23 protein-coding genes, 2 tRNA genes and 1 other RNA gene are annotated in these 19,620 nt (G+C 37.7%); 18 read left to right on the top strand and 8 right to left on the bottom strand.

Annotation, left to right across the window (positions count from 1 at the left end; genetic code table 11):
* Positions 1-10: 10 nt before the first annotated feature.
* The 4 genes from H6799_02480 to H6799_02465 all read right to left on the bottom strand — a co-directional run bounded on the left by H6799_02480 (position 11) and on the right by H6799_02465 (position 3,167).
* Entirely contained in the window at positions 11-1,234 is a 1,224-nt protein-coding gene (locus H6799_02480; protein USN97217.1) for a tyrosine--tRNA ligase, read from the bottom strand.
* A 149-nt stretch (positions 1,235-1,383) separates the two neighbouring features.
* Complete coding sequence (locus H6799_02475; protein ID USN97216.1) at positions 1,384-1,782, bottom strand: hypothetical protein; 399 nt, start codon at positions 1,780-1,782, stop codon at positions 1,384-1,386.
* Positions 1,776-2,309 (bottom strand): hypothetical protein, encoded by a 534-nt coding sequence (locus tag H6799_02470; GenBank protein ID USN97215.1) that lies wholly within the window; start codon positions 2,307-2,309, stop codon positions 1,776-1,778. The genes H6799_02475 and H6799_02470 overlap by 7 nt, the downstream gene beginning before the upstream one ends.
* A gap of 9 nt (positions 2,310-2,318) precedes the next feature.
* Entirely contained in the window at positions 2,319-3,167 is an 849-nt protein-coding gene (locus H6799_02465; GenBank protein ID USN97214.1) for a hypothetical protein, read from the bottom strand.
* A 76-nt stretch (positions 3,168-3,243) separates the two neighbouring features.
* Between H6799_02465 and H6799_02460 the strand changes: the two genes are divergently transcribed.
* Together H6799_02460 and ruvB are read left to right on the top strand one after the other, a co-directional pair.
* The gene (locus H6799_02460) at positions 3,244-3,762 is read left to right on the top strand and encodes a hypothetical protein (GenBank protein USN97213.1); all 519 of its coding nucleotides are present in this window, start codon (positions 3,244-3,246) and stop codon (positions 3,760-3,762) included.
* 94 nt (positions 3,763-3,856) lie between these two features.
* Positions 3,857-4,819, top strand: coding sequence for a Holliday junction branch migration DNA helicase RuvB (gene ruvB, locus H6799_02455; protein ID USN97847.1), 963 nt, complete (start codon positions 3,857-3,859; stop codon positions 4,817-4,819).
* Here the strand turns inward: ruvB and H6799_02450 are convergent.
* The gene (locus tag H6799_02450) at positions 4,812-5,375 is read right to left on the bottom strand and encodes a thermonuclease family protein (GenBank protein ID USN97212.1); all 564 of its coding nucleotides are present in this window, start codon (positions 5,373-5,375) and stop codon (positions 4,812-4,814) included. The genes ruvB and H6799_02450 overlap by 8 nt on opposite strands.
* 130 nt (positions 5,376-5,505) lie before the next feature.
* Between H6799_02450 and ssrA the strand changes: the two genes are divergently transcribed.
* From ssrA to H6799_02405, 9 genes are all read left to right on the top strand, one after another.
* Positions 5,506-5,945, top strand: a transfer-messenger RNA (tmRNA) gene (gene ssrA, locus H6799_02445).
* 69 nt (positions 5,946-6,014) lie between these two features.
* Entirely contained in the window at positions 6,015-6,521 is a 507-nt protein-coding gene (locus H6799_02440) for a hypothetical protein (GenBank protein ID USN97211.1), read from the top strand.
* A 25-nt stretch (positions 6,522-6,546) separates the two neighbouring features.
* The gene (locus H6799_02435; protein USN97210.1) at positions 6,547-7,143 is read left to right on the top strand and encodes a thymidine kinase; all 597 of its coding nucleotides are present in this window, start codon (positions 6,547-6,549) and stop codon (positions 7,141-7,143) included.
* Between the two features lie 387 nt (positions 7,144-7,530).
* Positions 7,531-7,800, top strand: coding sequence for a hypothetical protein (locus H6799_02430; GenBank protein USN97209.1), 270 nt, complete (start codon positions 7,531-7,533; stop codon positions 7,798-7,800).
* A 57-nt stretch (positions 7,801-7,857) separates the two neighbouring features.
* A complete protein-coding gene (locus tag H6799_02425; protein USN97208.1) occupies positions 7,858-8,238 on the top strand; it encodes a hypothetical protein in 381 nt (126 codons plus the stop codon).
* Between the two features lie 34 nt (positions 8,239-8,272).
* Positions 8,273-8,349, top strand: a tRNA-Trp gene (locus tag H6799_02420).
* 280 nt (positions 8,350-8,629) lie between these two features.
* On the top strand, positions 8,630-9,253 hold the full coding sequence (locus tag H6799_02415; protein ID USN97207.1) for a hypothetical protein: 624 nt from the start codon (positions 8,630-8,632) through the stop codon (positions 9,251-9,253).
* A gap of 20 nt (positions 9,254-9,273) precedes the next feature.
* Entirely contained in the window at positions 9,274-9,975 is a 702-nt protein-coding gene (locus H6799_02410) for a hypothetical protein (GenBank protein ID USN97206.1), read from the top strand.
* A gap of 202 nt (positions 9,976-10,177) precedes the next feature.
* Entirely contained in the window at positions 10,178-11,107 is a 930-nt protein-coding gene (locus H6799_02405) for an L-histidine N(alpha)-methyltransferase (GenBank protein ID USN97205.1), read from the top strand.
* 482 nt (positions 11,108-11,589) lie between these two features.
* Here H6799_02405 and H6799_02400 read toward each other — a convergent pair whose 3' ends face one another.
* Positions 11,590-11,925 (bottom strand): hypothetical protein, encoded by a 336-nt coding sequence (locus tag H6799_02400; GenBank protein ID USN97204.1) that lies wholly within the window; start codon positions 11,923-11,925, stop codon positions 11,590-11,592.
* A gap of 29 nt (positions 11,926-11,954) precedes the next feature.
* Here H6799_02400 and H6799_02395 point away from each other — a divergent pair, with 29 nt between their 5' ends.
* From H6799_02395 to H6799_02380, 4 genes are all read left to right on the top strand, one after another.
* Complete coding sequence (locus H6799_02395) at positions 11,955-13,208, top strand: hypothetical protein (GenBank protein ID USN97203.1); 1,254 nt, start codon at positions 11,955-11,957, stop codon at positions 13,206-13,208.
* A 33-nt stretch (positions 13,209-13,241) separates the two neighbouring features.
* On the top strand, positions 13,242-13,706 hold the full coding sequence (locus H6799_02390; protein ID USN97202.1) for a VIT1/CCC1 transporter family protein: 465 nt from the start codon (positions 13,242-13,244) through the stop codon (positions 13,704-13,706).
* Between the two features lie 52 nt (positions 13,707-13,758).
* Positions 13,759-13,834 (top strand) — tRNA-Pro (locus H6799_02385).
* A gap of 21 nt (positions 13,835-13,855) precedes the next feature.
* On the top strand, positions 13,856-14,926 hold the full coding sequence (locus H6799_02380) for a beta-galactosidase (GenBank protein ID USN97201.1): 1,071 nt from the start codon (positions 13,856-13,858) through the stop codon (positions 14,924-14,926).
* Between the two features lie 3 nt (positions 14,927-14,929).
* On the opposite strand, the gene H6799_02375 is transcribed toward H6799_02380, so the two are convergent.
* A complete protein-coding gene (locus H6799_02375; GenBank protein ID USN97846.1) occupies positions 14,930-16,036 on the bottom strand; it encodes a DNA recombination protein RmuC in 1,107 nt (368 codons plus the stop codon).
* 258 nt (positions 16,037-16,294) lie between these two features.
* On the opposite strand from H6799_02375, the gene H6799_02370 reads away from it, so the two are divergent.
* The 3 genes from H6799_02370 to H6799_02360 all read left to right on the top strand — a co-directional run bounded on the left by H6799_02370 (position 16,295) and on the right by H6799_02360 (position 19,462).
* Complete coding sequence (locus H6799_02370; protein ID USN97200.1) at positions 16,295-17,572, top strand: glycosyltransferase; 1,278 nt, start codon at positions 16,295-16,297, stop codon at positions 17,570-17,572.
* Between the two features lie 86 nt (positions 17,573-17,658).
* A complete protein-coding gene (locus H6799_02365; GenBank protein USN97199.1) occupies positions 17,659-18,507 on the top strand; it encodes a transketolase in 849 nt (282 codons plus the stop codon).
* On the top strand, positions 18,500-19,462 hold the full coding sequence (locus H6799_02360) for a transketolase family protein (protein ID USN97198.1): 963 nt from the start codon (positions 18,500-18,502) through the stop codon (positions 19,460-19,462). Before H6799_02365 ends, H6799_02360 begins: the two co-directional genes overlap by 8 nt.
* On the opposite strand, the gene H6799_02355 is transcribed toward H6799_02360, so the two are convergent.
* Complete coding sequence (locus H6799_02355; GenBank protein USN97197.1) at positions 19,446-19,607, bottom strand: hypothetical protein; 162 nt, start codon at positions 19,605-19,607, stop codon at positions 19,446-19,448. The two genes, H6799_02360 and H6799_02355, sit on opposite strands and share 17 nt — an antisense overlap.
* Between the last annotated feature and the right edge of the window lie 13 nt (positions 19,608-19,620).

The following is a 19,620-nucleotide window of genomic DNA, read 5'->3' as shown; positions in this document are numbered from 1 at the left end:
AGCTTAGTCGCTAAAGTTTAACAGCAAAGCTGTTCTTACCTTTTTTAACTAATGATTCAGTACTAAACTTAGTATCTAGATTAGCCTTAATACCGTTAATTTGAATAGATCCTTGCTCAACAAGTCTTCTGGCAGCACTTTTACTCTCTGCAAGTTTAGTATCTACCAAGAACTCTAGTAAATCCTCTTTATTAGAGTTGGGTAGTTCTTCAGCAAGTTCTTTAAACTCAGTATCACTAAGTTCAGCAACATTTCTTCCATCGAATATAACTTCAGTCATCTTCTTAGCTCTATTTGCCGCTTCTTCACTATGAACAGTCTTAGTGACCTCATATGCCAAAAACTTCTGCGCTAAACGCATAGCAGGATCTATTTTAAAGTCTGCCATCAGCTTATTGAACTTATTCGGCGTAATCTCTGTATAGATCTTTAGGTAATCACCAACTCCTTCGTCATCCATATTCAACCAGAACTGGTAAAACTTAAACACACTAGTTTTATTAGGGTCTAACCAAACCGCACCCTCTTCACTTTTACCAAACTTTTTACCAGTCGATTTATTAACAACTAAGATGTGTGATAAAACATGAGCTTCTTTCCCTCTAGTTTTTCTAATCAGATCAACTCCAGAGATACAATTACCCCACTGATCAGAACCACCTATCTGTAGAGTTACACCGTAGTTATCAAATAAATGAAGGTAATCCATACCTTGCAAGAGAGTGTAGCTAAACTCAGCATAACTTATTCCATCAGACCCTTCTCCAAGTCTACTGGCAATGAAATCTTTCTTAATTAAATCACCAACGCCAAAGTTCTTTCCAATGTCTCTTAAAAAGTCTAGGACTTTTAAGTCTTTAGTCCAATCAATATTATTTACTAAAGTAAAATCTTTTCCTCTATGTATTCGCTTCAGCTCCTCTTGGGCTCGTTCAACATTATTTTTTATTCTTTCTTCCGCCTGCATCTGCCTCTCTGAAGTCCTTCCACCAGGATCGCCTACTAAAGAAGTTGCCCCTCCTGCTAGTAAAATAGCCTTAAACCCGTGTTTCATCAGAATTCCATCGAACATCATAGCCGCCAAATTACCCACCGTTTGTGAGTCTGCTGAAGCGTCAAAACCATGGTAAAAGGTTCGTTTTTGTTTGTCTAGTTCTTTTATATCTTTAAATGTAGTTTGGTGAACAAATCCTCGCCAAGTTAGTTCTTCTGAGAGTGTCATTTTGTTATTCATTATTAAAACTAAATTTTTGCTTCTATTTATAAGCTCTACATTAAGCAGTAAAGTATTAACCCCGCAAGGGGTAATAATTATGAAACTACAAAAAATTGTGATTTAAAGTTAACATCTTAAAAAATAATTATAGCAGAACCTTTACGGAGTTATTGTTCTAAAACTGGCTGATCCAAATAATTCTGCAAAACTTTATCATTGCTTAAAGCATCATTAGTAAAATTACCATAAGTATCTAAACTCTTTAATTGACTCTGAATATGTTGGATCTCAACCTTAATGTCATCTTTTGACTCAAATTTAATACTAGAGTCTTCTTCTGCCTTAAATGAGTTTGGTAACTCACGCCTACCAGGTCTTACGAGATCGTACTTGCTCCGTGGATCCTTATAAAACAACCAACTAGAAATACTGACAATAACTAAACTAAACAAGCAGGCAGATAAAATTAATCTTCTAAGCGTAAAGGAATGATGCTCATGTGGATGACGCTTAATACCTGTAGACTTTGCCAACTTGTGCAATATCTTTTTAATCTTTTTTACCATTTTTTATCCTCCACAGAAATCGCACTATTCAAATTATTTGTATAATTTTCGGCAGAAAGAGCAATTCCAGACCTAAAGCTTCTTAACGTTTCTAACTGCTTCCAAAAGTTTTGTGGATCTAACTTACAACTTACAGATAATAATCTTTGGAATTCACCATCGTATGCTTCAAAATCAACTTTAAACTGCTCTAATTGCTGTCTTAAAGAGACCAGAGCAGAAGCAAGCTCGCTATGATCAACGTTAAACCTAATATATCCTTCTTCAAGGTTGTCCAGTCTTCGTAATATATATTCCCAGCCCCTAACTCTATTTTGCCTAGCAGCAAGCTCACTTATCCTAACAGTCTTTGATAGATATTCTTTAATAATATCGCATCTAGATACTATTTTGCTCCCAATTTCTTGATTATAAATATTATCTTCATTAAAAGCGTAAGATCTATTTACAAAATATGGAGACATAGAAAGAAGTCCTAATAGTACAGGGATCGAAAGTAGTTTAGAATTTAGCTTAATTTTAACCATTATTAATAATTATAGATTTATCCTTAAAGTTAATATAGGTTTTTTCTCCTCACCATTCTTAACTTTAGCGTTATTTTGAGTAAAAGATTTTGACTTTGTTATATAAAAAGATTGCCCTCTCTTCACCCTGAAATGTAACGATATTTTCTGAGTTTGTTTACCTCCTAAAATTTGCCCATCTCTAGGTGAATAAGTATCGTCAGACATCCGTTCCGGTTCGGTTTTCTTTAAACCAGCTCCTTCAGCATATAACGCCAAGTCATCATATCCGATATTCATATTATTATAGGAGGCGTTACCAACCAAAAAATTTACTCTTACGAATTCATCTCCTGCTTCAGCAACCTTTTTATAATCGTACTCAGAAGCAGGGCGATAATCACGGTCGACGGAAGCAGCTAGAATGGCAAAACCATCTTGCCAAGATACCTGTTGACCTAAGTTTACTTCAGATAATTGCGACTTTATTAGTTCTGGCTGAGAAAAGTTGAGATTAAGGCTAAATTCGCCAAAGTTTGCTGGAGCCGAATCAACGTATCCTTCACTGTTATTATTTGCTTCGAGATCTTTAATAACTACAGGATCTGATTTCTGATTAACTTTTTTATTGGATGACCCACCACCGCTTAGCATAAGAATTAACAGAAGTATTAATATCAGTCCAACAAATCCTGCTACCAAATAAATTACTTTGGTACTGTTACTTTCAGGAATAAACTTGAGCTTTTTAAAACCATGAGACCGTGATTCTATACTAGAATCTTTTATAACTTGCTCCGATGAACTATGTTGAGGAGGATTAACATCTTTTTTTTCAAAATCAGTATTATTAGTATCAGGTAGCTTATCTGTTGTCATACTAACTAAATTCTAACAGCTTAGAGGTACTAATTGCCAGGCTGTAAACTTAAAATTTTTGTTATACTTAAGTTTAATGGATGAGAATCAAAAAAAAGTAAAAAACAATAATTTTAGAGGCTTAACAGTCTTTGAGTTGTTACTCATAGTATCTGTAGTATTGTGTTCAATTTTATGGGCCCTTAGTACACGAGCATCAATGCAAAACAAAGTTTACGATGAGCAAAGAATAGCCAGAGTAACGGCGCTAAAAGAGAATTTAATGATTTTAGTGGATAGAAATGGAACATTCCCTAATGATGAGCAATTCCAAAATGAAGAAAAGCGTAAAGAATTATTCAATCAATATTTGAGTGAGAACGGACAGGATTTTTTAAGTGATCCAAAAGATAAACAAAAATTAATAAGCTACATAGCTGAGCCGGAAGAGTGTGCTGCCACTTTTGAAGATCCTTGCACAAAAGTTACTATTGCTCTTGAATTGAGTAACGGTGATCAGTTTATAAAGTTTGGTATTCAACCTGGTAGAGAAGGAGAGTATTTAAAGCAGGCCTCAGAAGAACTCAAACAAAATCAGGACATACTCGAGAATTAGTTAAAAACAAATGGCAATTGATAGACTACTTGATCCCGAAGACATTAATAACATTGATGATTCAACTAAGTCTGACGTTAATACGTCTAATGACATGACAATTATTGACATAAAAAATGAACTAAATCTTAGACCTAAATCTTTTAAAGAATATATCGGTCAACAAAAACTCAAACAAAACTTAGAATTAGCCATAAAAGCAGCTAAGAGTAGAGGAGAGACTATTGACCATCTGCTCCTTTACGGTCCTCCTGGTTTAGGTAAAACCACTATGGCTGGAGTTGTTGCTAAAGAATTAGGAGCAAATCTACATATAACAGCCGGCCCTGCTATTGAGCGAGGCGGGGACTTAGCAAGTATGCTTACAAAACTTCAGCCAGGTGACATTTTATTTATTGATGAAATCCATCGCCTTAGCTCAGCTATAGAAGAGGTACTATATTCTGCTATGGAAGATTTTGGTTTAGATATAGTTTTAGGTAAGGGTCCAAGTGCTAAATCTCTTAGAATTGATCTGCCTAAATTTACACTTATCGGGGCGACGACCAAGACTGGATCTTTAGCAGCGCCGCTAAGAGATCGTTTTGGACTTGTGCATCAATTAGACTTTTATAAAGAGGATGAGATTGCGGATATCTTAAAAAGAAGTGCGAAGGTATTGGATCTCAAACTTAGCGATGATGCAGCTACAGAAATCGCAAAAAGATCTCGACTAACACCTCGAATTGCTAATAGAATATTAAAACGAGTAAGGGATTACGCCCAAGTACATGGTAACCCAAATGATGTAGACTTAAAAACTGCGTTAGATTCACTCAATATGCTAGAGATTGACGAGCATGGCCTAGATGCAAGTGATAGAAGGATATTAAAGATAATGATAGAAAAGTTTAACGGAGGCCCAGTTGGCCTAGACACACTCTCTCACGCCTCTGCCGAAGAAAAGGGAACAATAGAGGATTATTACGAACCCTACCTAATGCGGCTAGGCTTAATAGAAAGAACCCCACGTGGCCGCAAAGTCACCCCTAAAGCTAAAAAAATAATTATCAGTTAGCTACCTCCGGGTAACCTTTAGACCTATCAATTTTACAAATCGCCCACAAACCTTTTTTATTATTCTCAGCATCATTCATTAAGCTTAAATATTCTTGCTTCTTTGAATACGCAAACCCATCAACAGCAAAGCCATATCCTTCAGAGACCAGAGTTTCATCTAAACTTAAGTTTTGATAATTATAAACATATCTTAATAATCTTCCGTATTTATCACGATTAGATCCTTTTTCATCTGCCACAAGTTTAACTCTTTTATTGTCTATTGCGGCCTCAATATAAGCTTTGGCTTTTTCTCCATAACATTCAGATGGAGAGGTATCTCCACCATGGTATATCTCCGGTGTATCAACTCCAATAAACCTAACCTTCTCTTTCTTGCCTTCCATATCTACAGTTATAGTGTCCCCATCGGCAATACTAACCACATCATAATATCCAACTTGACTCGTATCTAAGTTATTGTTTTTAGTTTTAAGCTGATAAAATCCTCCGATAACTATGAGTATTAAAGTGGTGACAGACTTGGCAAGTTTCTTTTTTTGAGAAATAGTCATAGTATTATTTCTTTTTGGATTGTTTAGGTATTTATTAAGGAGATAAGTTCAAAGACTATATTTAAAAACTATATTAGCATAAGCCCAGCATTTACAAACAGATAAGGTTTATGTTAATATCTGTATAGATGGGGCTGAAGCATTTTTAGCATCTAGACGGATAGAACTTTAACAGATTGAGTGTATGCATGTCGGGTGTGCTCACCGTTACAGGGCAAGACAACTTAACTGCAAACAGTAAAGTTAGCGAAGTCGCTGCAAGAATCCGCGAGAATATCGCAATTCTTAAAGCTGATTACGCACTAGCAGCCTAAATTTTAGGCTTGCCATCTTATTCTCTTTTGCCAGGCTTTCGAGAGTTTAAGATGTCATATTATTTCTGGCTCGATCTTGATCGAAGAGTAACGCTTCTTACATTAAGATTTAAACTTTGAAAAGCGTCGTTTATTTTAGATTTTTCTTTTTTCTTTAGCTTCTTTAAACGTAAAAAATAAGAAAAAATAAGCATGTTGAAAAGTATTCAATCAGTTAACTAATCGGACGCGGGGGCAGTTCCCGCCAGCTCCACCATAAGGGATTTTATAGCCACATTAGTGGCTTTGTATTCTTTTACAGACCTGAGCTAAACTTAATAACATCATGTTAGAAAAAAGATATTGCAAGTTCCTAGAGATGGATCCTGTTGAATTTGATCAAGCTGTTAACGGCTGGAGATCATTAGTTGGAGAAGTAAGTGAAGAACACATTGCTGAGCTAATTCTCCAATACATTAAGCTTAGCGGTAATAAAATTGATGAATACAATAAAGGAAAAGTTGGTGGCGAAGTCCTTCCAATTGACTTACTCTACTTTCACGCTGGCCAATCTTTTGGATACGCCGGAACTAAATTTTACAAAGATGCCATTGAATGCTTTCAGAAAAGCTATGAAAATGAAAAGGAATGCTGGAACGCCTACGTAAACGGAACAATTGCATTTCTTAAAGGTGACAAAAACGAGCTAAAAACACAGATTAAAGTTATTGAAGATTCAAAGGCTGAGAATAAAAGAGGTGGTAATATCGGTATTCTCAGAAACTTTTCAAAATGCTTAGATAGCGGCATCACAGATTACGAAAAGGCCTATGGTATGCAACCAGAAAACTAGAGTTTTTTTTGCTAAACTTAAACATATGGCTAAACTATACTTTCACTACGGGGCAATGAACAGCGGCAAAACCATAGAACTACTTAGGGCAGCACACAATTATGAAGAGATTGGAATGAAACCCTTTCTAGTCAAACCTGGTACAGACACTAAGGGAGAAAACAAGGTAACCTCCAGAGTCGGTATAGATAGGATGGTAGATCTTGTAGCTACGCCAGACATGGATCTTTGGCAAGCTATTCCAGAACATGTAGGAGGAGAACCTATAGGCTGTATATTTGCCGATGAAGCTCAATTCTTTAGTCCTGACCAAATAGACCAACTCTTTGCCCTAACCTTAGATCCAGGTATACCAGTTATGTCCTACGGCTTAAGGGGGGACTTTAGAACCCGGGGGTTTCCAGGATCAACACGACTACTTGAAATAGCTCACGTAATTAAAGAGATAAGGACTGTTTGTCGCTGTGGTAGCAACGCAATATTTAATGGGCGTAAAATCAATGGAGAGTTTGTGCTCGAGGGAGACCAAGTTGCTATCGATGGGTCTTCAATGGATATAGCCTACGAGTCTCTTTGCGGAGCCTGCTATGCTCAGCATGTTGGACTAGTAAAGAACGACTAAACATTGTAGCACAAAAGACAACAAAACCTACTAGAAACATAAGCTCTTTGAGGTCTATAATTATATCTAGCGATACAAGCACTAGTTAAACTTTTAGCTTGTAGGCTTATTAACAAAAAGAGATAGAGGAAATATACCAAAACTTACAGTAAGTTTACGGTCACTGTTAATCCTCCCGAAAGAGTTTCTCTAGTGCTCGGAGAAGCAGCCTAAGCTTTTAGGAGCCAAGAAGCGCAAAATTAAAAGTTTGATAAATAACCGTCAGGCTGTTTTTGCTTTCTAAAAAACTTCTCTAATTAATAAGCCATCTCCTTTCCCAACAATAGATAAGTTCAAGTTTAGGAATCAAATTACTTAACAAATTTAATTTACGAAAGGTAAGATACTATGAGCACAGCACAAAAAATCAACGAACAAGTAAAAGTAAAAGCTCGCTTCGAAGACGAGGATGCTGGAGGATTCATCTGCGAACCGGTAGAGATGGAGTTCCGCGGGAACCAGGTCACCTTCAACAAATTTAGAATAAACTATGCCGACCAATCTGACAGCGAAAGAAGAGTCTTTGACCTATTTGACCAAACAAGAAGATACCGATTAATTTTTAATATAGACAACCTAAGCTGGTTACTAGACTCAGTTGGGCTAAAAAGTACATAAAATTAATCAATAATCTTATGCTTACATAACTAAACCTCCTCAAAAAAGAGGTTTTTTATGTTAGACTTAAGCTTAATCAATCAAACAATGTTCAAATTCATGAAGAAACTAATTATCTTAGCCATTATCATCTTAATATTTGTTTTTGGGGTAGTATTTGGAAAATCATGGGCACAAAATAGCTGGATAACTTCTGCTGTAAATAAAGGCTTAAAAGAATCTGGCCAAACCGAAAATGCCGAGACTGCCGCTAAGCTTAATGGGCTTAGAGACTGTGAGTTAAAAGGAGGAATTATAAGTACAGAAACTGGGAAAGAAGCTAACTTAAGATGCTTTAACGTAAAAGACGAAGCAGTTAATCTTAAAGCCTCAGCGGTTAAAAATGGTAAGATCTTAATCTTCCAAAAATACAAATTTACAGGAGTAACTGTTCAGTAAATTCTTTTAACTGTTATAATTAGTTCTTAGGTAGAGGGGTGTAGCTCAGTTGGCTAGAGCACCGGTCTCCAAAACCGGGTGTCGTAGGTTCGAGTCCTATCACCCCTGCCAGAGAGGAATTCATTATTTTTTACGAACCCAGACCAGTGTTTTTTCAGTTCTAAGGTTACTCTCGACCCATGTTTATTGCCTTAAACAGGAGCTAATACAGAAAAGTTCGAGAAGAATAATCGCGGTGGGACAAGATCATCCTAACCCTTGACAACTTTTAGTGATACTCAAAAGTAGAGCTACTCTGTTGAGGTACGTCACACAACCATAATTCTTCGGCTCACAGCCTATGGTATACGTTTGCTCTTTTATCCTAAAGATGTTATTATATAGGATGATTATGACAGATTTAGAAACGGTGAGTACCTTCCAGAATCAATACGCTATCGGTCGAGTAGGTCGAGATGTGTGGTGTGCCGAAGCCATAGGAAGATTCACTCAAGAGCTCCCTTCTGGCCTACACATAGCCTTAATTGATGCTCCAGCGGTAAGATATGTGCCAGACAAAGATCTAGCCCCACATCTGCCAGATACCACAGACGAAGAGAGGGGGGAACTATTTAAGGCTAGCACTCAAGCAGTCTTAGATCATCTAACCAATACAGGCAAGCTAGGAGGTATAGCATCGACTGGCTACATAGATCCTTCTGACGCATCTTTAAGCTTCTTTACACACCCAGATACTGGAAAGATACGTATGGACATTAAACTTAGAGACATAGAGACATCAATGTACCCAGCTGGACATCTTATGGAAGGGGAGAAGACCGCCATACGCGATATGCTAGGGTTGCCCACAACCTTTAGGCAATCTCACCCTTACCAAAAACTAAAGTTTGCAGCTTTCGCTGGAGACCTAGAACTTTTTGACCAAGCAGTAATTGACCGTCTCAGGAGAGCTCTACCGTCAGGCGTAGTACTCGGACCAGTTGGGCCTGTGACCATCAAGCCAAAAGAAGGGTAGTCAGCCTTAAGAAGTGTCCTATGCCCTCTGATCAACACTCCGCCCCATCTCTTTCCTTTCTAGACGGAATAAAACAAACGCCCTTGGAAGCAGAGTTCTTAGATGAATGCGGAGATGGAGAGTGGACAGTAAATGATTCTGGACTATCCAGCTACTTCTTTAATGTTCATTTCCCTGGCTTAGGACGAGGGCCTGGAGTAGTCACAAAAATAATTGGCAAAGACACTTCTAATACTGCGATGGATCTTGCAGGAGGGAGCAACGGAGCTGCCCTACAAGACTTAATTGATATTGGTGCCATAGGAAAGGGCCTGCTGACAAACTACGAGGACCGAAGATGCCCCGCTTCAAGGTATAACCCACTTGTAGATCATATTGCTGGAAACTTAGTGCATCGGGATACCTGGCAAAAAATAATAGAATGGGCAAGTTTAAATACCAACGGAGGCTTTGATTTAATTCTACATAGGCCAGTGGGCGGTCTACAGTACTTACCTACGAGATTTTACTCTGGAGCAGCCCAGGTCATAGTAGACTTGTTAAAGCCAGGAGGAGTAGCCTTTCTGCAAATTCCGTACTTACTGGCTGATGTTTACGATAATCCTGAGATAACTAGAATAGGTAAAGAATTAAGTAGAAATCCCAAAGTAAAAGGTGTATTGAAAGCTAGTTCTAGCGATGGTTATGACCAACACGCCCTAGTTTTTAGAAGCCATTCATAGCAAAAGCTAGTACCTCAACCCCACGATAAACTTCTTTTGTGGATTAACTATTATATCTTTAGTCTTAACCAGTGTCTGATTGCACTCATCAGGCAACTCAACCACCTCCTCAAAAAGTTTGGATAGGGTACGTGAGTCTCTGCCAAGCATAAGTATTTAATCAACATCTGTTAAAGTAGGAGTTTTGCTATACTCTAGAGCTATGAAGAACGTCGTCATAAGTGAAGAAGATCTATACAACTCACTGTCTAAAGAATCGGAAATCCTGAGTAAGTACTCTTATTTAGGGGAAGGTGCTAAGTACTGGGATGCACTAAGTAAAAAATGGTCGATGTTAAATATCAATACATCAGATGAGAACACTCTTATCAAGAAGAATTTAGACAACGCTATAGCGTCCGTGATTCAGCGGGGCGTTAAAGGAATTAATATCATAGATATAGGATGTGGTAATGGATTAACAGCGAAGGATATATTACAAGAAATACTTGAACAGAATGTTCAGGTTACATACACTGCAGTTGATATAAGCAAAGAGATGGCATCTCTGGCCAAAAATAATATAGATAAAAAAATAAAAGCTATAAGTACTGAAGTATATATTATGGACTTTGAAAAAGACGATCTAACTAAGCTCAGAGAAGGGTTGAAGCCTTACTACATCAATTTGGTAATGATTCTAGGGAACTCACTTGGTAACTACAAAGATCCTAGCAAAATACTTAACAATGTGATGCAACTGGCTAGCAAGTCAGATTTAATCCTCATTGGTTTAGCTAATTATCAACCAGACATCAAAGATTCTCTCTTAATATCCTACTCCTTAAAAGAAGAGCTTAAACTTGTATGTTCAACAGCTAAAAGAATAGGCATTCGCCTATCAGACCCAAGTGTTAGCTGGAACGAGAAGAATCAAGAGGTGGAAATAAAAGCAAAGACTAAACAAACCCTTAGGATACACCACAATAATAAAGATACAATAATTGAATCTGGTTCAGAAATATTACTACTAAGGTCAAGACGATTTACAGATGAACTAATCAAAAAAGTTATATCTAACTCACTCTTATCAAATCGACACTATAAAACATATAAAGGGTTAAGTAACTCACTGGTCTTAATAGGGAACTAGTACTTCAATAGCACAATAAACTTACTTAATATTCAAAGTATGAGCCACTTAAAATCACTCAGTCGATATTTTACTAGCATTGCTCATATAGTTACCTAACTTTTGCTATACTAAACATTGAGACATACTAGCACTCCTATTTTTTACTTAAGGTTTAGTTAGTAGCCTTTATAAGATTTTTATTTTAGGGATACACACCTAGGTCACTGTTATCACCTCCAGATCGGCAAAAAACGCCACACGTTCGTCTTAAAATTAACTCTTTAACCAATGGAGGCCTTAACAGTATGAAAACAATACAGAAAGTTGATCAACGAGTCGATGTAATCTGCTCATTTAGAGCAAAGGGAGATATACAAACATTATGTTTTCCGCACAAAATGCGGTGGAAAGAAAAAGAAGTAGTCTTTAAAGAGCTAGGCTTAAGACATCCAACCTCAAAAGGCCAAAGAATGATCCATGTCTTTGATATGTCAGATGGCTTAAACGACTACCGGCTCGAGTTCGACGCTGGAGGATTGACCTGGACCCTCGTAGAAGTCCTCAGCCTTTAGATACCTGCCATATTTAGCTACCGCATGAGAATTAACTGCATTAGCCATACTAGCAGCAAAAGACATCTCAGAAGCAAGGATATCTAAACCATCACCAAGGCCATACCTATTTGCCCAGAGTAAGCTAGCAGCTCCCAAGGCCACTGATATAGCACTAAGATAATTCCGCCGCTTTTTCGCAAGTTCAAAGTCAGCGGGGAAGATAGTAGAGTTTATAGGCAAAGGCTTAACCTCAAATATATTAACTAGTACATCCCTAATCATAAGCAAATATTAACTAATAAAAATGTTATATGCAATTATCAATTAATCAAGATGAACCACAGATCATGCATATTGATCTCAATAGTGCCTTTGCCACCACTGAGCAGCAGGCTAGACCAAGCCTACGTGGCAAACCAATGGGTGTGACAAACAGAATATCTAAACACTGCTGCGTTATAGCCTGCTCTTACGAGGCCAAAGCTCTTGGCATCAAAGTAGGTATGAGCTTAACAGATGCAAGAGCGATTTACCCCGACTTTATTATCCTAGAAACTGATCCACCCAAATATAACTTCGTCTACCAAAAGTTAATTAAAATCATGAAAAGCTACTCTCCTAATGTCGAGATGAAGAGCATCGATGAAGGCATTATCGACTTTAACGGCACCAGAGGAGTTAACACTAGATCCCTAGAAGAGATAGGTCTAGAGATTAAAGAACAAGTTAAAAAAGAGCTTGGTTGCTGGATGAAAATTAATATTGGAATTGGCACAAACAGATTTTTAGCCAAACAAGCTGCCGGGTGGCACAAACCAGACGGGCTAGATATCTTAAATCACGACAATCTTATTAACTACTACAAACAAATAGAACTAACTGACTTAACTGGTATAGCCCTGCATTATCAGGCTAGACTTAATGCCGTTGGCATATTTACCGTTTTAGATTTTTACAGAGCAGGTCCAGACTTTTTAAGAAGGCAAGTCTTCCATAGCATCGTAGGAGAGTACTGGTACAAACGTCTAAAAGGTTATGAAGTAGACGATAAACCAACTAAACTCGGGCAAGTAGGGAGACAATGGGTTCTAGGACAAACTTCAAAAGAAGAAAAATACATTTTACCGTGTTTCCATTATTTATGTGAGACAACCGCGCAAAAACTACGCTATAACAATAAGTGCGCCCGAGGAGTTATGGTTGCCTTACATTTACAAAGTGGAGAATACTGGGTTAAACGTAAAATGTATAAGTCAAGCTTTTATACCGACCAAGAAGTTTATAGAAGAGCTCTATATTTAATAAATCAAAGACCAAAGAATGAAGAAATCAAGCAGATGTCTATCACTTGCTATAAGCTAGAGCCATCAAACAGAAATCAGGTTGGGATATTCGAAGAAGTTAATAAAGCCGAGTGGTTAACACAAGCTGTTGATGAAATAAATGACAAGTTTGGTAATTTTACGATCTGTTCGGCCAATTCTTTACCTGGTAAAAGTTTAGTTAAGCAAAAAATACCTTTCGGTAGTACAAAATATTTTGAACTACTCTTAAAAAGAGCTTAGGCTTTAAATAAATAAGATATACTAAATATGTATATGAAAAACATTAAAGAAAACTTAAGGACTGTAGTTTTTGGTGTAGAAGACAGTTTTGTATCTACTACAGGAGTGATAGTAGGTCTCATAGCAGCCGGTACAAATAAAGAGACTGTACTTGCTGCCGGGCTCATTACAATAGTAGTAGAAGCCACCAGCATGGGGGCCGGAGAATTCATCTCCAACGACGATAACCCCGAAAAAGAAGAGGCTGCACTAAAAAAAGGGATTGCAATGCTTGTCTCTTACTTTTTGGCAGGACTTTGGGTTATGCTACCACTACTGATATTTGGATCTCTCAACAATACGTTAATAATTAGCTTCACGTTCTTAAGCCTATTCTTTCTAGGCTTATGGAGAGGATATATCTTAGGTGGCGATAAAATAAAATACGCCCTAAAAACACTACTTATAGGTGGAGCAGCATGTGGATTTGGCGTAGCAGTAGGATTGCTATTTAGATAAATTACAGGGTAATCTGTTATAATTAAGAGACACAAGATGGCTCATTTTTATACGGGGTGTGGCGCAGTTGGTAGCGCGCGCGGTTTGGGACCGTGAGGTCGTAGGTTCAAGTCCTATCACCCCGACCAGAAGGATTGTCACTATAGAAGATGAATACCAGATTATCTAAACTCAAGGAGACCCCAAAATACCTAAAAAGTATTTGGGGCTCTTTTAGTAAACTTCAAAAAATACTATTCAGCCTTGCCTTAACTATAATACTAATCATCCTTGTAATGAGGTTGGTGTCATTTAAATATCAACTTTCAGAGAAGAATAAAGGTTACGAGTTTGGCACAACTTTTGTATCGAGTCATGCTGAGCATTATGGTCTTGATCCTAAACAAACCTATAGTGCAATATTAGATGATCTAAACTTAAGAAAAATAAGATTAGTTAGCTACTGGTCTGAAGGAGAAAAAGAAAAGGGCAAATATGACTTCTCGGATCTAGACTGGCAATTTGCCGAAGCTGAAAAAAAAGGAGTTAAGATCTCACTTTCTATAGGATTAAGACAGCCTAGATGGCCAGAATGTCATCAGCCAGAATGGTCTAAAAATCTACCTAAAGAAGAATGGTATCCGAGCCTCAAGATATACTTGTCCGAAGTTGTTAAGAGATATAAGAATAACCCAGCTTTAGAAAGTTATCAACTAGAGAATGAGTATTTTCTAAAAGACTTTGGAATCTGTCCAGACTATTCAAGAGAAAGGTTAGTAGATGAATTCAACTTAGTTAAAAATCTTGATCCAAAAACACCAATAATTTTAACGAGATCAAATAACTACGGTGGTTTTGCCTTGGGTAAACCAGAAGCAGACATTTATGGAATAAGTGTTTACAGAAAAGTGCATAACAAAACTCTAGGTTATGTAACATACCCATTCCCAGCTTGGTACTATGCCTTTTTAGCTCAAGGTCAAAAGAGCCTAACTGGCAAGCCAAGTATTATTCACGAGTTCCAACTCGAACCATGGACAATTTCAGGAGATACCAAAAACACTAGTCTAGAAGAACAGAACAAAACCATGAGCGTTGAAGACGTCAAAAGGAACATTAACTTTGCCAAAAAGACCGGCATAAAAGAGGTTTATTTTTGGGGAGCAGAGTGGTGGTATTGGCACCTCCAAAACGGTGACCCAAGCATCTGGAAAACCGTAAAATCAGGACTAAATAAATAAATTCTATTCTTCGATTGGCTTGTCTAGTAGTATTGGATCTACAGAAGCATCTAATTTAGCTTCTTTACCTGCGATCTTCATGACATCTTTATCAATTTTCCCAAGCTCTTTATGGGCTTTATTATAATGATTTACAGTTGTACCAAGAGATTTACCGAGACTTTGCATAAAGCTCTCATAGCTACCAATATGCCTGGCTAAGTCTCCAACTCTTTTTTGAATCTCCTTTGCCTGCTCTTCGATATGCAAACTTCTAAGCCCTTGCAGAACAGTTTGTAGATACGCCATAAAGCTGGTTGGGCTGACAATAATAACTTTTTTATCTTGGAAGGCGTACTCCAATAAATCTCGGGCCTGGACACCACTCGCGCCAACCTTGTTCACTAAAAGATCATAATAAATAGCCTCACTTGGGATAAACATAAAAGCAAAATCCATAGTGTTCTCACTAGGCTTAATATATTTAGCTGTCTCATCAATTCTCTTTTTTAAATCAGATTTAAATAGATTAGCAAGAGCCTCTCGACGATCTTTGTCATTAGCATCAACTAAACGATTGTAATTCTCTAAACTAAACTTAGAATCTACCGGAAGTACTTTACCATCTTGCAGAAAAACCACTGCATCCACAGCTTCTCCATTTTTAAACTTATACTGCAGTTCAAATCTACCAGGCGGTAAAACATTAGCTAAAACCGTTTCTAAATGATACTCACCCAAAACTCCTCGTTGTTTAGGATTTTGCAAAACATTCTGAAGAGTTTTTAACTCACTAGTCACATCAACTACCTTCTTATTAGCTTCATCAAGTCTAGCGAGACGAGTATTAACATCAGCAATAATATCTTGAGACTGCTTAAACTGTTTCTGAAAAGTTGAGCTCATTAACTCATGATTCTTATCAAGACGAGTGTTCATCTGATCTCGCATTGTCTCATTTAACGTAGCCAGCTTTTGCTCTAAAAACTGTATATCTTGTCTAAGAACTTCATTTTCTTTTGAATTATCCTCATTACTCTGTAGATCTCCTAGCTTGTTAACTAACAAAGAACCTAGACCAATAAAGCCAAACAGTAGCACAACTAAAATCGCGATAATATCTCCACTCATATATAGCTTAAGTTTATCATTATTATTTGATAAAATCATAAGCAATATAATGGAGAATAAATAGATGGTTGGAGAAAAATGAACATCTACCTAATATACGCAGTAGAGACAGCAGCTATAACTAGCTTATTATCGTCTATTATATGCTTTTTAAAACCAAATCTTATAACTAAATCTCTAAATCAAGTTATATCCGCTCTAAACTTAACTTCATTATTCTGGCTCTACCAATATGGCTTTGATATCAGCATTTATGTTATGGCTACTTTAATTCTATTTTTAAGTTTCAACTTCTTAAGATACGGCTCAGACAGAATAGATAACAAAAGTATGTCAGCTTCTATCTGGACAAACACTGCATTCTTACTATTAGGACTCTGCCTAATATTTTCTCTTGAGATTCAACTCACCCAATCCCTAAACTTTAGCTTGTTTGTAGATTCTGTAATAGGCATAAGCTTTGTGGGGTCAGTTACGGCTTTATTTAATGTTATAAGAACTATCAGTAAGTCTAGACTTTATAAAACACCAAAGCTTAGTAAAGCCCAGCAACCAACTGTAACTGTCGCTATCGCCGCCAGAAACGAGGATAAAGCTTTAGCCGACTGTTTAAATGCTGTATTAAGCTCCGATTACGAAAAGATGGAGGTTATAGTACTTGATGACTGCAGTACAGACGGAACCGGAAGCCTAATGAGCTTTTACGCTAACAATGGAGTTAGATTCATCTCGGGCCAAGAGCCTCCACTTGGCTGGCTAGGACAAAACTGGGCTTTCGAGAGATTAACACAAGAAGCAAGTGGTGATTACATTTTATTCTTAGGAGTCGATACAAAAATATCACCCAGAACAATCAGTAGGATGATCCAATTCTCAAAATTCTATACATATAAGATGATTTCTCTCCAGCCAATGCTATTACATCTAGATTTCTGGCCCCAGCTTCTTCAGCCCCTAAGATTACTATGGCAGACTACATTTAGAAATTTACTAAAGCGTCCCCCAGTCTCTAGTAGCCTATGGATGGTCGAGAAATCAGCTCTACTTGACTTAAAGACTTTTACAGAAATACCTGATGTAGTAAACCCAGAAAAAAACTTAGCTACTAAACTTTACTCAACTGACTCTTATTTTTATGCCTTTGCTAATGCAGATGATGGAGTCATAACAAGAAAAAAGCTATCGAGCTTATGGGATTCTTCAGTTAGAAGCTACTACCCTCATATTGGCAGAAATCCAGCACTAGTATGCTACATGATTTTATTAATCTTAGCAGCTTTAGTCGCTCCAGCTCTTGGGCTATACGAGGCAATTACAACTCAGCAATATACCCTAAGTGTTATTTTAGGAGTTATTGCAACAATCTTTTGGTGGTTATCTCATCTAATGTTAGTGACACGAGTAAACCCGAGTGGCTGGTTCTTAGCCATATTTAATCTACCAATAATGATAGTGGTAGAGGTTTACCTGAACTTAACATCAATGTATAAGTACGAATTCGGCAAGGTAGATTGGAAAGGCAGAAACATCAGATAGATAAAAAAAGAAGAGATTCTAAAACTAGACGCCTGGAAAAAAATGCAACAAAATATCAAACTAATTGAGAAAGCAGTACAAGAATAATGAAAGATAAAACTATTAAGCAGCTCGAGGATCAGGCTGAAAAAATTAGAGAAAGCATTATAGAAATGCTAGAAAAAGCAGGCTCAGGTCATGCTGCTGGACCTCTTGGAATGGCAGATATCATTACAGCCCTATACTTTAGAGTCTTAAGACATGATCCAAAAGATCCTGAGTGGAGCGAAAGAGATATCTTTTTAATGAGTAACGGTCATTGTGCCCCAGTCCAATATGCCGCGATGGCTCATTCAGGTTACTTTCCTAAAAAAGAATTACTTACTTTGAGAGAATTCGGGTCAAGATTGCAAGGCCACCCAGAAAGAAGTAGTCTTCCTGGCTTAGAGAATACATCTGGACCACTAGGATCTGGTTTATCTCAAGCTGCAGGAATGGCTCTAGCCCTTAAACTTGATAAAAGTCCCCACAGACATATATATCTAACCTTAAGCGATGGCGAGCTTAATGAAGGCAATATTTGGGAAGCAGCTATGTTTAGTGCCAAATATCAGTTAGATAACTTAACTGCAATTCTCGACAGAAACAATATCCAGATAGATGGTCCAACAGAGAAAGTGATGCCACTTGAAAACCTAAAAGATAAATGGGAATCTTTTGGCTGGCATATCCAAGAAGTTGACGGGCACAACATCGAAGCGATTATTGATGCCTGCGCGATGGCAAGAGCTGTTTCTGAAAGACCAAGCATTATCATTGCCCACACAATACCGGGTAAAGGGGTACATTTTATGGAAGGAGACTTCCATTGGCACAGCGAAGCCCCTAGCCACAAACAAGCCAGAGAGGCTATCCATGATCTTAGGTCTCTAAAAGGAAAGGTCGTCTATGATTAATTTAAGCATTAGAATGGAACCCATTAAAGTCGGTTTTGGTAGGGGCTTGCTAAAAGCTGCACAAAAAGATCAACAGGTTGTGGGCTTAAGCGCAGATTTAGTTGAAAGTACCGGAATGGGTAAACTTAGAGACGAATTCCCAGAAAGGTTAATTGAAGTTGGAGTAGCTGAGCAAAACTTAGTAACCGTTGCAAGTGGAATGGCCAAAATAGGCAAAATACCATTTGCCAGTAGTTATGCTGCTTTTTGCCCTGGGAGATGTTGGGAGCAAATAAGAACAACTATTTGTTTAAATAATCAAAACGTTAAAATAGTCGGCTCACACGCCGGGCTAGGAGTAGGCCATGACGGCGCAACTCATCAGATGCTTGAAGACATCGCCCTTATGAGAGTCCTACCAAACATGCAGGTTTTTGCTCCAGCCGACTCAATTGAGGCAGAAAAGATTACTTTAGCTATTGCTAAGACAAAATCTCCAAGTTATTTAAGATTATCCCGCCAAGATGTACCTGTTTTTACTCACCCAGACACTAAATTTAAAATAGGAGAAGGGGTTAAGCTTAAAGACGGACATCAGATCACTATACTTTCCAGCGGAACAGCAACCTGGCATGCACTTGAGGCCGGAATTAAACTTAGAGAACACGGTATAGATGCCGAAGTCCTGCATTTTCCGACCATAAAGCCGATTGATAGAGATCTAATTATTCAGTCAGCCAAAAAAACTAGAAGATTTATCACTGTTGAAGATCATCAAGTTAGCGGAGGATTTGGCTCGTTAATAGCTGAAGTGATATCAGAAAGCTATCCAATTCCTGTTGTCAGAATAGGGATTGACGATAAATTTGGCCAAAGTGGCACTCCAGAAGAGCTGTTCAGACACTACGGAATAACGAGTACAAATATAGTTAGAAAAGCCCTCCAGCTAACCAAAGCAACTAATCCCTCAACCTAAGCTCTACCCTATCATCTGGGTTAAGCTCAGCCTCCTGGCCTGATTCCATTCTTCCGACATAACAAAAGTACTTACCTATATCTTCATTCGAAACATTTATAGGAAGCTCTTTTATCTTTCTTTCACCAATAAACCACTCTTTCATACGACATTAAGTT

The organism is Candidatus Nomurabacteria bacterium (assembly GCA_023898665.1).
Classification (GTDB): domain Bacteria; phylum Patescibacteriota; class Saccharimonadia; order Saccharimonadales; family HK-STAS-PATE-42; genus HK-STAS-PATE-42.
Note: the sequence above shows the minus strand (reverse complement) of the source record. Positions and strands in the feature narration are given on the sequence as shown.